At 66.9% G+C, this 13472-nt stretch carries 13 protein-coding genes; 1 reads left to right on the forward strand and 12 read right to left on the reverse strand.

Annotated elements, in window-relative coordinates:
* Window positions 1-12: 12 nt before the first annotated feature.
* From AC1DYU_RS13415 to AC1DYU_RS13470, 12 genes are all read right to left on the reverse strand, one after another.
* Window positions 13-942 carry a nucleoside hydrolase gene (locus AC1DYU_RS13415; RefSeq protein WP_476792044.1) on the reverse strand — a complete coding sequence of 310 codons (930 nt, stop codon included), beginning with the start codon at window positions 940-942 and terminating at the stop codon, window positions 13-15.
* A 142-nt stretch (window positions 943-1084) separates the two neighbouring features.
* Window positions 1085-1849, reverse strand: coding sequence for an ATP-binding cassette domain-containing protein (locus AC1DYU_RS13420; RefSeq protein ID WP_476792045.1), 765 nt, complete (start codon window positions 1847-1849; stop codon window positions 1085-1087).
* Window positions 1850-1985: 136 nt separating this feature from the next.
* Window positions 1986-2927 (reverse strand): sugar ABC transporter substrate-binding protein, encoded by a 942-nt coding sequence (locus tag AC1DYU_RS13425; RefSeq protein ID WP_476792046.1) that lies wholly within the window; start codon window positions 2925-2927, stop codon window positions 1986-1988.
* Between the two features lie 38 nt (window positions 2928-2965).
* Window positions 2966-3922, reverse strand: coding sequence for an ABC transporter permease (locus AC1DYU_RS13430; RefSeq protein ID WP_476792047.1), 957 nt, complete (start codon window positions 3920-3922; stop codon window positions 2966-2968).
* A 5-nt stretch (window positions 3923-3927) separates the two neighbouring features.
* Window positions 3928-4707, reverse strand: coding sequence for an SDR family NAD(P)-dependent oxidoreductase (locus tag AC1DYU_RS13435; RefSeq protein ID WP_476792048.1), 780 nt, complete (start codon window positions 4705-4707; stop codon window positions 3928-3930).
* Window positions 4708-4710: 3 nt separating this feature from the next.
* Complete coding sequence (locus AC1DYU_RS13440) at window positions 4711-5523, reverse strand: BtpA/SgcQ family protein (protein WP_476792049.1); 813 nt, start codon at window positions 5521-5523, stop codon at window positions 4711-4713.
* 6 nt (window positions 5524-5529) lie between these two features.
* Window positions 5530-7071 carry a xylulokinase gene (locus tag AC1DYU_RS13445; protein ID WP_476792050.1) on the reverse strand — a complete coding sequence of 514 codons (1542 nt, stop codon included), beginning with the start codon at window positions 7069-7071 and terminating at the stop codon, window positions 5530-5532.
* Window positions 7068-7814, reverse strand: coding sequence for a GntR family transcriptional regulator (locus AC1DYU_RS13450; protein ID WP_476792051.1), 747 nt, complete (start codon window positions 7812-7814; stop codon window positions 7068-7070). Before AC1DYU_RS13450 ends, AC1DYU_RS13445 begins: the two co-directional genes overlap by 4 nt.
* A gap of 174 nt (window positions 7815-7988) precedes the next feature.
* Complete coding sequence (locus AC1DYU_RS13455; RefSeq protein ID WP_476792052.1) at window positions 7989-9011, reverse strand: Gfo/Idh/MocA family protein; 1023 nt, start codon at window positions 9009-9011, stop codon at window positions 7989-7991.
* Window positions 9012-9024: 13 nt separating this feature from the next.
* Window positions 9025-10050 carry a Gfo/Idh/MocA family protein gene (locus AC1DYU_RS13460; protein WP_476792053.1) on the reverse strand — a complete coding sequence of 342 codons (1026 nt, stop codon included), beginning with the start codon at window positions 10048-10050 and terminating at the stop codon, window positions 9025-9027.
* A gap of 9 nt (window positions 10051-10059) precedes the next feature.
* Window positions 10060-11232 carry an ABC transporter substrate-binding protein gene (locus tag AC1DYU_RS13465; protein ID WP_476792054.1) on the reverse strand — a complete coding sequence of 391 codons (1173 nt, stop codon included), beginning with the start codon at window positions 11230-11232 and terminating at the stop codon, window positions 10060-10062.
* Between the two features lie 163 nt (window positions 11233-11395).
* Window positions 11396-12580 (reverse strand): ROK family protein, encoded by a 1185-nt coding sequence (locus AC1DYU_RS13470; protein ID WP_476792055.1) that lies wholly within the window; start codon window positions 12578-12580, stop codon window positions 11396-11398.
* A 141-nt stretch (window positions 12581-12721) separates the two neighbouring features.
* Here AC1DYU_RS13470 and AC1DYU_RS13475 point away from each other — a divergent pair, with 141 nt between their 5' ends.
* Window positions 12722-13465, forward strand: a complete 744-nt coding sequence (locus AC1DYU_RS13475; RefSeq protein WP_158482543.1) for a glucosamine-6-phosphate deaminase — start codon at window positions 12722-12724, stop codon at window positions 13463-13465.
* Window positions 13466-13472: the final 7 nt, after the last annotated feature.

Consider the following 13472-nt stretch of genomic DNA (forward strand, 5'->3'; position numbering starts at 1 on the left):
CGGCAGGCACAATCAAGGAAGGGTGGCGAGGCACTCGATCATCCACTCGAACAGCTCATGCGCCTCGACGGAACCGATGACATGGGCGTTGGCCGGCTGCTTCAGCCGCCCGTTCCAGTCGATCGTGGTGCGGCCGCGCAAGAGCCCCGTGCTGGTCTCGACCTCGACGAAGCAATCGCGGCCCGCAAACAACTCCGGCCAGAGCAGATACGCGATGACGCAAGGGTCGTGCATCGGGTGTCCCGCCGTGCCGAGCCCGCCGGGACGTGGCCGCGTCAGCATGCCTTGGATGGCCCTGCCGGTCGCATTGCCGAGCGCGCCGATGCGAGCGACCTGCTCATGGCTGGCGATCGCCTGCAGCGTGACGCCGAGGCCGAGCATCACGATCGGCCGGCCGCAGCCGAACACGATCGCCGCCGCATGCGGATCGACATGAACGTTGAACTCCGCCGCCGGCGTCATGTTGCCCAGGCCCAGCGCACCGCCCATCAGCACGATGCGCTTCACCTTCGGCAGGATGTCGGGAGCCAGCCGGAAGGCGAGCGCGAGATTGGTCAGCGGTCCCAGCGGGCACAGCGTGATGCCGTCATCAGACGCGGCCCGACAGATCGCGATGATCGCCTCGACGGCGTGGCCGGGAGCCCGCGTGCTCTTCGGCGGCGGCAGGCCGGCACCGGCAAGCCCATCCGGCCCGCAGACGAACTCGGCCGTCTCCAGCGGAAAGACCAGCGGCCCTTCGGCGCCGGCATGCACGGGGACGATATCCGCTCCGCCAAGATCGCGGATGCGCAGCGCATTGATCGTCGTCTGCGCGACCGGGACATTGCCGGCCACAGTGGTGATGGCACGCAAGGCGAGCCGGTCGCCGGCCGCAAAGGCGAGCAGCAGCGCGACCGCATCGTCCTGCCCCGGATCGGTGTCGATGATGATCGGCTCGCGCATGTCTCAGCCCTCATTCTGAGGAGCAGGCGCAGCCTGCGTCTCGAAGGATGCTCCAGATGCCTCCGGAACCTCCTGGAGCATCCTTCGAGACGCCGCTTCGCGGCTCCTCAGGATGAGGGCTGAGAAAGGAATGCGGGACATTTCACGCTGCCTTCGCATTTCCGGCCATGATCAGATGGGCGATGTCGTCGGCGCTGAGATCGCCGATCGGCCGATCGACATATTTGCGGCCCGCTCCCATGATCACGACCCGGTCGGCCAGCGCCACCACGTCGCGCATGTTGTGGCTGATCAGGATGACGGTGCGCCCATCCGCCTTCAGCTTGCGGATCAGGTCGAGCACGAGCGCCGTTTCCTTGACGCCGAGTGCCGCCGTCGGCTCGTCCATGATGATGATCTCGGCGTTCCAGCGCAGCGCCCGCGAGATCGCCACCGCCTGCCGCTGCCCGCCCGACAGCCGCTCGACGGCGCGCGTCATATCGGTGACTGCAGCAGAGAGCTGCGAAAGGTAGCGCTGCGATTCCGCAATCATCTTCTTCTTGTCGAGCACGCGCAGGAACGGCAGCAGCAAGGGCCGCGTCAGTTCCGAGCCCATGAAGACGTTCTGGGCGATCGAGAGCCGCGGCGCGAGCGCCAGATCCTGGTAGATCGTCGCCACGCCGTGCTCCAGCGCGTCATGCGGCGAGCCGAAGGCAACCGGCTTGCCGCGCATGCTGATCGACCCCGCCGTCGGCTCCTCCGCCCCCGAGATCACCTTGATCAGGCTCGACTTGCCGGCGCCATTGTCGCCACAGATCGCGACCACCTCGCCGGCGAAGATGTCGAGATCGACCTCGCGCACGGCGACCACGGCGCCGTAAGCCTTGCCGATGCCGCGCAGCGAAAGCAGGGGGGTGGTGTCGGTCATGATCTGTCCGTCCGGCTACGGGGCAACACGGCGTCATTCTCGGGCGGAGCGAAGCTTCGACCCGAGGATCTCATGCCGAGAAGGCACTGGTTTCCAAGATGCCCGGGTCAAGCCCGAGCATGACGGCGGAGCCTCCTCACTTCAAAAACTGCTCGACATTCGTCTTGTCGACCAGCACGGCGTCCGTGAACAGATACGGCCCGCTCGCCACGGTCTCCTTTGGCTTCTTCTCGACGACGATGGTCTGGATCGCGTCGACCGCCTGCTTGCCCATCTCCTCGAAGGGGATCGCAACGGTGGCGAGGAAGGTCGAGGCCGGGTCAGCAATGCGGGCATAGGTCTCCTTGCCGCCATCGACCGAGATCAGCGGGATCTGACCCTTCTTGATCCCTTGCGCCTGCAGCAGATCGTCGATGATGTAGGCTTGCCCGTCAAAGGAGGCCCAGATGCCGTTGATCTTGCCCTGGTTCTGCAGCAGCAGCGCCTGCATGCCCGCACGGACATCGTCCCTCCAGCTCTGGGTGCGGGCCATCGAAAATTTGCCGAGCTCCTTCACGCCCTGGTTCTCCGCCAGCACCGCATCGAGGATGCGGCCGCGAATGCGCGAGGCGACGTTCAGGTCGAAGCGGGCGGTGACGATGTTGCCCTGATAGCCGAGCTGGCCGAGCAGGTAGAGCGCCGCATCGGCGCCGACCTTGTATTCATTGGTCTGGATGTCGAACAGCGCATGCGGGCTCGATCCCGACTGCACGGTGATGACCGGGATTTTAGCCGCCTTCGCGGCCTGGAACTGCGCATCGGCCTCGACCGGCTTGCCCATGGCGATGATGATGGCGTCGACCTTCTTGGCGATCAGCGCATCGAACTGCTCGGCATGCTTGGGCAGCGCGCCTTCCGAGTTCAGCAGCGTCACGCCCCAGCCCCTGGCCTTGGCGGCGGCGGCGGCAGCATTGGCGACGCGCGCATGCGTCTCCGACGAGAACTGGAAGCCGACGATGCCGACCTCAAAGGCCTGCGCCGACTGGCTGAGCGCCACCAGTGCCGCCGCCGCGACCAGCATTTTCCTGAACCCGAACATGATGATGACTCCCCTCGTTTTTGATCGTTGCGAAAACGTCAGACCTTGAAGGCCGCCGTCTTCATCGCGCTGGCCGAGAACGCGACCGAACCGATGATGATGACGCCGAGAACGATGTCCTGGATGTAATAGGCCGCGCCGAGCAGCACCAAGCCGTTGCCGAGCACCTTGAGCACCAGCGCCGCAAACACCGTGCCGGGTACATTGGGCTTGCCGGGCTCGAACATCGTCATGCCCAGCAGCACGGCGGCAATCGCATAAAGCAAATAGTCGCCGGCCATGTTCGGCGCGGCCGAGGACAAATTGGCCGCCAACAGCGCCGCCATCAGTCCAGCGAAGACACCTGCCAGGAGCAGGCCGATCCGCTTCATCCGGGCCGTGGCGATGCCGGCGAGCCGGGCCGCCTCGTCGGCCTCGCCGGTCGCGACCATATGCGCGCCGGTGCGGGTCCATTTGACCAGACCCCAGGCGAACAACGTCGCCGCGATCATCCAGAGCACGAGATTGGGAACGCCGAAAGAGTAGCCGCGTGCCAGCCCGGTGAAGCCGACCGGCCAGCGACCGACGAAAGCGACGCCCTGCGTGATCATGAAGGCGCAGCCCTTGGCGATCGCCGCGGTGCCCAGCGTCATGATCAGCGAGGGGATGCGCAGCACGGTGACGCCGAAACCGTTCAGCGAGCCGAACACGACGCCCACCGCCAGTGCGCCCGCCACCGCCAGGGCCGGCGGGTATTGCGAATGCACCAGCCAGCCGCAGACCACGGCCGCCAGGCTCGCGATCTCCGCCACCGAAAGGTCGAGCTCTGCGACGGTGAAGGCGAGCGCGAAGCCGAGCGCCAGGATGGCGAGGAAGCTCGTATCCTTCAGCACGTTGATGATGTTGGTCGTGCTGGCGAAATTGGGTGCGAAGATCAGGAAGAACAGGATCAGCGCCAGCCCGGCGATGGCGGTGCCGTAGCGTCCGATGACCTCGCGCGCAGCGATCCCGCCCATCCGCCTCAGGCTCCCTTGGCGATCGTCGAGATCGGCGACAGGATCTCGATGCCGCCGGTGATCGGGATCAGCGCGCCGGTGACGAAGGCGGCACCGGGCGAAAGCAGGAAGGCGATCACGGCAGCGACATCCTCAGGCTTGCCCAAACGTCCGAGCGGCGTGCGAACCGCCGCACCCTCGACCAGCGCATTGAATTGCTGCGCGAAGCCGTTCCTCACCATTGGCGTATCGATGATGCCCGGCGCAACCGCATTCACGCGAATGCCATGCCGGCCAAGCTGCTGGGCCATGCCGTAGGTGAGTGTCGCGACACCGCCCTTGGCCGAGCCATAGGCGAGATTGGCGCCGCCATTCGCATGGGCGATCGACGAGATATGGACGATGGCGCCACCCTCAGCCTGCGCGATCATCTGGCGCGAAGCCGCTTTCGACATGCGGAACACCGCCGAGAGGTTGATGTCGACGAACTTGTCCCACTCGTCATCCTCCATCTCGACCATCGGCACCGGGCGCGAGGCGCCGGCCCCGGTGACGAGATTGTCGAGCCGGCCAAAGCGCTGGACCGCGAGGTCGACGCAAGCCTCGGGCAGATCGCGGTCGCGCACGTCGCCGGCGATGGTTGCGACCTCGGCGCCCCGCGCGCTCACCGCCCCGGCGACGGCGTCGAGCCCGGCCTGGTCGAGCCCCGACAGCACGAGCCGATGTCCCTGCCCCGCCAGCATCACGGCGAGCGCGCCGCCGATGCCGCCCGAAGCGCCCGTGACGAGTGTGACCGGACCCGGCATCGCTCAGGCCGCCCGACGGTTGTCATAGGCGCGCACCAGCCGCTGGGCGCGGGCGGGTTCGACCGGATTGAGCGTCTGGCGGTCGTATTTGATCGAGGTGCCGACGATGAAGACCTCCGCCACCTCGGCAAGGCGCGCGATGTTCTCCTCCGCCACACCGGTTCCGACCGCCACGGGCGTGTTCGAAACCTGCTTCGCGACGCGCTCGATCAGCGAGATATCGGCCTCCTTGCCCGCAGCCGGCCCACCGACACAGACGATGTCGGCAAGCCCGATGAAGACCGCGCCCGAGGCCTGCTGCTCGACCGGGCGGGTGTCGAGATTGATCGAGAATCCCGGCGTGACGTTGCAGATGATGCGGATGTTTTCGGCGCCGAGATTGGCCCGCAGCCGCAGCGCCCGTGCGCCATCCGGCGTCATCATGCCGATATCGCCGACCAAGGCTCCGGTCAGGAAGGCGCGCACGAAGCGCCCGCCCGTGGCATGGGCCACTGCGATCGAGGCCGGCGGATCGATCAGCATGTTCACACCATGCGGCAGCTCGGTCTGCGCCTGGCATTCGGCGATCACCTCTGTCATCGCCGCGACGACCTCGATCGGCATGTTCGCCTCGTAGGGCATGTCGGATTCATTGGTGTAGAGCAGCGCGTGGAAGCCGGCTTCCTCGAGGATCTTCGCCTCCTCGCGCGCCTGCTTCACGATCTTTCGCATGCCGCCACTGCGGTCATAAAGCGGGGTACCGGGCAGGGCCAGCGTGTGAACACAGCCGACCAACAGGTGGTCGCGGCCGAAATCGGTCTGAATGAGCGTCTTCATGCAGGGTCAGTCCTTCGCGGAAAGGAGCGGCGGCGCGTGGATACCCGGCAGGGCGCCCACGCTGCGCGACAGGATCGAGAGTTCGGCCGAAATCGGCGCCAGCGCCGCCTCGCTGCGCCGATAGAGCGCAAAAAGCGCGTCATAGGCAGCCTTTCGGGCGGGCTCAGGCTCGAACCGCGCGGCGGATACGACGAGGCTGGCTTGCGCCTCCGCCAGCGAGACGAAGCGCCCAAGCCCCGTCCAGGCGACAATGGCCGCACCGAGCAGACCGGGCTCCTTCGAGGCCCCGACCACGACCGGACGGCCGCAGATATCAGCCTTGATCTGGCTCCAGACCGGGTTCGCGGCCGCCCCGCCACCGAAGCGGATTTCCGCGACAGACTGGCCGAGCGCCGCTTCCGCCCGCTCCAGCACGATCCGGTTCAGGAAGCCGACGCCCTCCAGCACCGCATAGGCCAAGTCGGTCGCGCCATGCTGACGGTTGAGCCCGATCAGAGCTCCACGCAGGGAGGGGTTCCAGTAGGGCACGCGCTCGCCCTGGAGATAGGGCAGGAACAGCAAGGGCTGCGGATGGCGCCGGCCTGCGAGCAGGGATTTGATCTCGCGGCCGACCGAGCCGGGCTCGTCGGTTTGACGCCCGAGCAACGAGAGCAGCCAGGACACGGTATCGGCGCCGTTCTGGCTCGGGCCGCCGATCTGCCAGAGGCCGCGCCAGTCGACGCTCAGCAGGCCCTCGGCCTCGACCGGTTCCAGGCCGACGGCGCCAAGAACCTCCGTCGTGCCGGAGATGTTGTAGGCATAGCCCGGCCGCAGCGCGCCGAGCCCGGCAACCGCGACCCAGGTGTCGCTTGACGAACAGAACACCGGCACGCCCGCAAGCTTGTCGAGCGGCGCCGGCAGGCCGGGCAGCACCGGCCCGACACGGTCGCAGGGCTCCAGCACCGGCGGCAGGATCGATGCCGACAGGCCAATCGCCGCGAAGGGATCGGTGCCTGCGACGACTGCCTTCGACGCCAGAAGCCGCGCCATCGAAACAGGATCGCCCGCCTGCCGGCCGGTCAGGCGCGCATTTAGGTAGTCTTTCGGCTCCAGCACGCAGGCCAGCGCCCGGAAACAGGCTTCCTCCTCCTCGCGCAGCCAGGCGAGCCGCGCCAGCGGGTGAAAGGCGTTGATCCGGGCGCTCTCGGGATGGGAATCGCCCAGCCTCTCGCGCAGTCGCATGGCGGCGGCTTCCGAGCGCGTATCCTTCCAGGTCATCGCCGGGCGCAACTGGCGCCCGTCGCGTCCAAGAAAGACCTGCGTGCGGGTGACGCCACAGATCGCCACCGCCTCGATCGCCGTAAACAGCGTGGGCTCGGCCTCGGCAAGCTGGCCCGCTGCCTCGATCAGGATGCGCCACCATTCCGTTGCATCGATCTCCGACCAGCCCATGCGGTCGATCGCGGTCGGCCCAACGATCATGGCCTGCGCCCGCGTCGCACCGTCTGCATCGATCAGCGCAGCGCGAAAGCTGGTTCCACCAAGGTCGCAGGCCAGGACGACGCTCACGACGCCACTCCCGAGGCTTGGCCCGCGGATTCGAGGCTTTTGACTTGCCGATGAATCGTGAAGCGGTAGATGTCGCCCCGGATCAGGTTGTCGCTGACCTCGATCACGGCGCCGGTGACGTCGCGAGCCACGCGCTGCGAGCGGAACACGGCGGCCCCGGTCGCGACCCGCAAATGAGCCGCCTCCTCCGGGCCAGCTGCGATCGGCTCCAGCGTCTCCTCGACGGTGGCGACATGGACGTCCCGGCATTCGGCGAGGTAGCGGTAGAGCGAGGCGTTCACCAATTCGCGGGCCTGCGCTTCTCCGAGCACGGCCTTGCCGAGTCGCGAGCGCTGGAGCACGGCGGGCTCGTCGTCGAGGCTGCGCAGGCGGGTCAGGTCGACGATCCCGCCCGCGGCGATCGCCTGCCCGAAGAGCGCGAACTCGTCGGGCGCGGCGGGTCGGACGGCCAACGAGATCACCCGTGTCGTCGGCACGCGTCCTGCCGTCCGCGCCTCGGTGTGAAAATCGACGATGCTGCCGAGATTCTTGGCGATGTGACGCGGCCGGTAGAAGGTGCCTTTGCCCTGCCGGCGCTCGACCAGCCCCTGGTCCTGAAGCTGTTTCAGCGCGGCCCGGATCGTCGTCCGGCTCGCGCCATAGCGCTCGCAAAGCTCGTGTTCGGAGGGAATCGCACGGGAATCGCCACCAGCGGCCGCAAGGCCGAGCTCAAGGCTGTGGGCGATTTCCTGATAACGGATCACGGGCGACCTCGGCGGGACACCTCATGAAAGATACAAATCCAATACAAGTCAAGCGGCTGTGTGCGTCGCTCGTCATGCTCGCCCTTGTGGCGAGCACCACGTCTTGAACGTAGCGCTCGGCGAGCGAAGACGTGGATGGTCGGGACAGGCCCGACCATGACGGGAGGCGGCGCTTCAGGCGCTCGGTGTCGCCTTCCAGCCTGCAGCCGAGAGAATCGCATCCACCAGGCGTTGCGAGGCGAGCGCCTCCTCGCCGGTCACGACCGGGTCGCGGCCCTGCTCGATGGCGTCGAGGAAGTCGGCGATGACGGCGCGGTGGGCGTCATGGGGGAAGTCCATGATGTTGGCGCCGCTTCCCGTCGAGCCCTCGGCCTCGACGATCTCCTCGCGCCCGTCGAGGAAAGCGAGGCGCAGGCGCCCGCCGATCAGCGAAGCAAAGCCTTTCGTCCCAGTGATCTCGATTCGCTCAGGATACCCCGGATAGGCCGCCGTCGTCGTCACCAGTGTCGCTGGCGCGCCATTGCCGGTTTCGAGCAGCGCCGAGACGTAATCCTCGGTCTCCATGCGGTGCAGCCCGGTCGTCAGCGCCTGCGCCGCGACCACCTTCGATACGCCGACCAGCGAGCGGAACAGGTCGAGCGAATGGATCGCCTGCGTCAGCAGCACGCCACCGCCATCGCGCGCCAGCGTGCCGCGTCCCGGCTCGTCGTAATAGCTCTGCGGCCGCCACCAGGGCACTTGCAGGAACGCGGCCTCGACACTGCCGAGTTCGCCGGCATCAAGCGCCACCTTCAATCGCAGGCTCGCGGGACGGAAACGGTGCTGCAGCACGACGCCGAAGATCTTGCCGGTGCGCCGGGCCGTATCGACGAGACGCTGGCCGCGCTCGCTGGTCAGCTCCAGCGGCTTTTCGACCAGGACATGCTTGCCGGCCTCGAGGCAGCGGGCGGAAACGTCCAGATGCGAACTCGGCGGCGTCAGAACGATGATCGCATCGACGGAACCGTCGGCCAGCACGGCGTCGAGATCGGTCGTGGTCGGAAACGGAAACTGCCCGGCAAAGGCCTGCGCCCGCGCAGCCGACCGGCTGACCGCGTAGCGCACCTCCGCCCGGTCAGTGAGATCGAGCAGGCTCTTGGAATGCGGCAGGGAGGCCGGGCCGAGCCCGATCACGGCGATGCCGAGCTTGCGTGTCATGACGAGAGCATCCTCAGGAATGGGCGACGCGTGGCTTCGCCGGCAGCCAGGCCGCCTGCGCCTGCGCCTCCAGCGCCAGCCGGCAGACTGTGAAGGTGTGGCTCTGTGGCGCTGCGGTTTCGCCGCGCGCGCCGATATCGGCGATCAGGTTGCGGAAATAGGTCAATGGCTCGCGCGAGGCATCGATATGGCGGGTGCCGGCCTTGTCGACGAGGAAGACATGGTCGCCGCCCGGCCGCCCGGCGATGTCGACATATTTGCGCAGTTCGATCGTGCCCTCGGTGCCCAGGATCGTCAGGCGCCCGTCGCCCCAGGTCGAAAGACCGTCGGCGGTGAACCAGTCGACGCGGATATAGCCGCCGGCCCTGTCGCTGCGCAGCAGGATCTCGCCGAAATCCTGAAAATCGGGCAGGTCGGCCACGCCGAAATGGCCGATGCCGGACGTCACGATCTCAGCGCTGTCCGAACTGGTGAAATGCAGGAATTGGTCGATCTGGTGCGAGGCAATGTCGGTCAGGATACCGCCACAGGCCGCCGCGTCGAAAAACCAGCCCGGCCGAATCGCCCGGTTAAGGCGATGCGGCCCGAGCCCGATCGTCTGCACGACGCGGCCGATCGCACCATCGGCGACCAGTTTTCCCGCGACGATCGTCGCGGGCACGATAAAGCGCTCGGAGAAGCAGACCGAAAAGATGCGGCCGGTCTGCGCGACAGCCGCCTCGACCTCGGCGAGTTGCGCAAAGCTCGTCACGCCCGGCTTGTCGACCATGACATCCTTGCCGGCCCGCATCGCCGCGACCGCGACCGCGGCGCGCTCGCTGGGGATGCCGGCGCAGACGATCAGATCAACAGACGGATCGTCGAGCAGCCGCTGCGCTTCCACGGCCTGAAGGTCGGGGAAGCGCTCGCGGAAGCCTTCGAGCACGCGCGCGTCGCTGGTCTTGGGATCGAAGCCGGCGCATTCCGCGCCGGCCTCCAGCAGGCCACCGACCATGTGGTAGATATGGCGATGGTCGAGGCCGATGGCAGCAAACCGCATGGCCGGTCCCTACTTCGGCGTATGGCCGACGCCGATCTCCTGATCCCAGCGCCGGAAGGCCGCGACGAGGCGCTCCGGCGTCAGCGGCGGCCGCGTCGGCAACTGAGTGATAAGGTCGTCATATTTCGGACGGCCATACTCCTTGAGCACGTCGCGGCTTTCCTGCGGCGCCATGGCGAGCGTCACGCCCTTCACCGCCGGGCCGGGATAGAAATAGCCCTTGTCATAGGTCGCGGCCTGCGCCTCCGGCTTCAGCATGTAGGACATCAGCGCCAGCAGCGCCTTGACCTTGTCCGCCGGCACGCCCTTGGGGATGCACATGAACTGGGTGTCGGGAATCCAGTGCGTGTTGGCCAGCACGAAGACCTCCGCTTCCTTCGGCACGATGCCGAGCGCGCGCGGGTTGATGTCCCAGCCGCAGGTGGAAACGATGACGTCGCGCGTGCCCTCGCCGAGCTCCTTCATCGTCGGCGTGGTGCCGCCGGGATAGTAGTCGATGCCGCTGCCGAGCTCCTTGAGATAGGCCCAGCTCTTGTCCCAGCCCTTCATCGGGTCGCTGGGGTCGGAATCGCCGAGGATGTAGGGCAGGCCCTGAAGCCAGGTCCAGCCGGGGCCGGAATTGACAGGGCGCGCATAGGTGAAGCGGTTCTTGTTCTGCTTCACATAGGCAAGGAACTCCTCGGCCGTCTTCGGCACGACCTTGAGGCGATCGGGCATGTATTCGAACAGCGGGCCCGATGGCGAATAGGCGACCGCGACGCCTTCGTTCTGGCCGAAATTGCGCTGCATCATCAACGCCTGCTCGTGATAGACCTCCTCGGCCTTCGGCAGGCTTGCGGCATGGGACTTCCAGACATCGACCCACAGGCCCTGCTGGATTCCGTCCGACATCGCGCCCGGACCGGTCAGAACGAGATCGATGTCGACGCGGTTGGCTTCCTGCTGCGCCTTGAGCTTCGCCGGCAATTCCGGCGATGGCGCCCGCGAAAAATTTAGCCGCGAGATGATCTTCGGATTTTCCTTGGCGAAGCGCTCGATCGCGACCTGGGTCAATTGCAGGTTGCCGGCGACATCGATGATGTTGAGCGCGACGGGCGCGCTCTGGGCCTCAGCCCGGCTCGCGCCGAGGGCTGCAAGGCCGGCCGCGCCGGCCACGACGCTGCGACGTGTCAGATGGGTCATGTCTTCTCCCTGGGTTGAGGTCTCTTCATGCATGCGAAGCGCACACTGCGGACCCTTGACTGGCATACTAGTGCACCAAGAAATCGGACGCCAGTGCATCGGGCGGCGTCTTGTGCCTCTCCCGGAACATGCCGAACCCTCGTGGCAAGCGCGCTGCGACCGCTCAGTCCTGCTGCCGCAGCAGCGCCTCCATGGCGCGGCCGAGCAGCGGCGCCGCCGCCCCATGGATTTCGTGGAGTTGGCTGGCGCGCACGCTGGCAAGCTGCGGCGCGGCAAGGCCGTCCATCGTTCCCTCTGCCCGCAACAACCCATCGAAATGCGCCCAGAGGCCGGGATTGGCCACGAATGGCCCGCTGACGGCGATGCGGGTCGGGAAGAAGATGCGGCAGGCATTGGCCAGCGCCCGCGCCACCAGCCGGGTCGCCGCATCGATTTCCGGCAGGCTCACCAGATCGCGCCCGGCAAGCTGCAGGGCGAGGCGCACCTCGTCCTCGTCGAGATCGGGCCAATGCCGGCGCAGCGCCGGCAGCAGCGACCACAGCGCCGCCCCGGTTTCGAGGCAGCCGGTATTGCCGCAGCCGCAGCGGCGCTCGCCCAGGGCCGTCAGCCGCCAATGCCCGATTTCGCCGAAGGAGCCGGCCGGGGCGAAGGAGCGCCCATCGACGGCATAGGACAGGCCGATGCCCCAGCCCCAATGCAGCAACAGCGTGCTGCCGGCGAACTGCTCGGGCTCGCGCACGGCCCGCGCCCGCAGTTCGGCATCGAGATTGCGACAGATCTCGACCGGCCCGGCGATCGGCGCCAACGCGGCGCCGATGTCGAGCCCGCGCATCCGTGGCCAGCGCGAGGCCATCAGCCATTGCCCGCGCGACAGGTCGAGCAGGCCCGACAGCGAGACCGCCGTGCCCGCATGGCTCATGCCATCAGGCATGGCGGCGAGCAATTGCACGGCAAGCTCGGCCATCACGGCGGCGATCGCGCCGTTATCAGCCTCGCCTGCGATCGTGATCGACCGTTGCGTGACGAGATGGCCCGACAGATCGACCAACGCCCCCGACAGCGACTGGCTGGAGACGTAGATCACAGAGGCGCCGATCCGCCGCGTATTGGCGAGCAGCATAGCCGCGGGGCGGCCGCGCCCGGCGATCTCACCCATCGTCTCCAGCAGCAGGCCGCGCGAGACCAGATCGGCGACCACGCGAGAGATTGAGGTCGAGCGCAGGCCGAGCAACCGGCCGATATCGGAGCGGGAATGGGCCAGGCCGCCCAGCACGAGCCGGTAGATCCGAGCGCAGTCGCGGTCATGGGCAACCGAAAAACGGCTGTCGTCGAGCGTCGCCAGAATCACGGCCGGCCAGATTCCCTATTGAGACCATGTCTTTATTCAGAACACGGCGGTTCAAAAATAGCTGTTGCCTTTCCGGGCACGCCCCATAAGCTCCCAAGACGATATAAAAAACAATCACATAGGCAAAGGTTCAAAAATCGCATGGTCGATATTCGCATCGTCCCCGACAAGGCGACGCTCGGCGCGCAGGCCGCCGCCCTGGGTGCCCAGGCGATCCGCGAGGCTCAAGCTCGCTTCGGCCATGCCAATATCATCGTCGCCACCGGTGCGAGCCAGTTCGAGCTGCTGCAGAACCTGGTCGTGGCCGAGGGCATCGACTGGACCAAGGTCACGGCCTTCCATCTCGACGAATATGTCGGCCTTACCGAGGAGCACCCCGCGAGCTTCCGGCGTTATCTGCGCCTGCGTTTCCTGGCCCCGCTCGGCAATGCACCCGAGTTCATTCCCGTCGATGGCGAGGGCGATCCGGAGGCCGAGACGGCGCGGCTGAACGCCTTGATCGCCGGCAAGCGCATCGATGTCTGCTTCGCCGGCATCGGCGAGAACTGCCACATCGCCTTCAACGACCCGCCTGCCGATTTCGACACGGAGCAGCCCTATATCGTGGTCACGCTCGACGAGGGCTGCCGCCAGCAGCAATTCGGCGAGGGCTGGTTCCCGACATTCGAATCAGTCCCGCAACGCGCGATCTCGATGAGCGTCCGGCAAATCCTGAAAAGCGCGCTGATCATCGCCTCCGTCTCGGACACGCGTAAGGCGATAGCCACCCGCGACGCGCTGGACGGCCCGGTCAGCAACCTGCATCCGGCCTCGATCCTGCAGACGCATCCCAACACAGTGATGTTCATCGATCCGCCGGCGGCGTCGCTGCTGAAAAGCGCCTGAAAGGGGG

The sequence above is a fragment of the Allobosea sp. P2_B12 genome, from assembly GCF_056404835.1.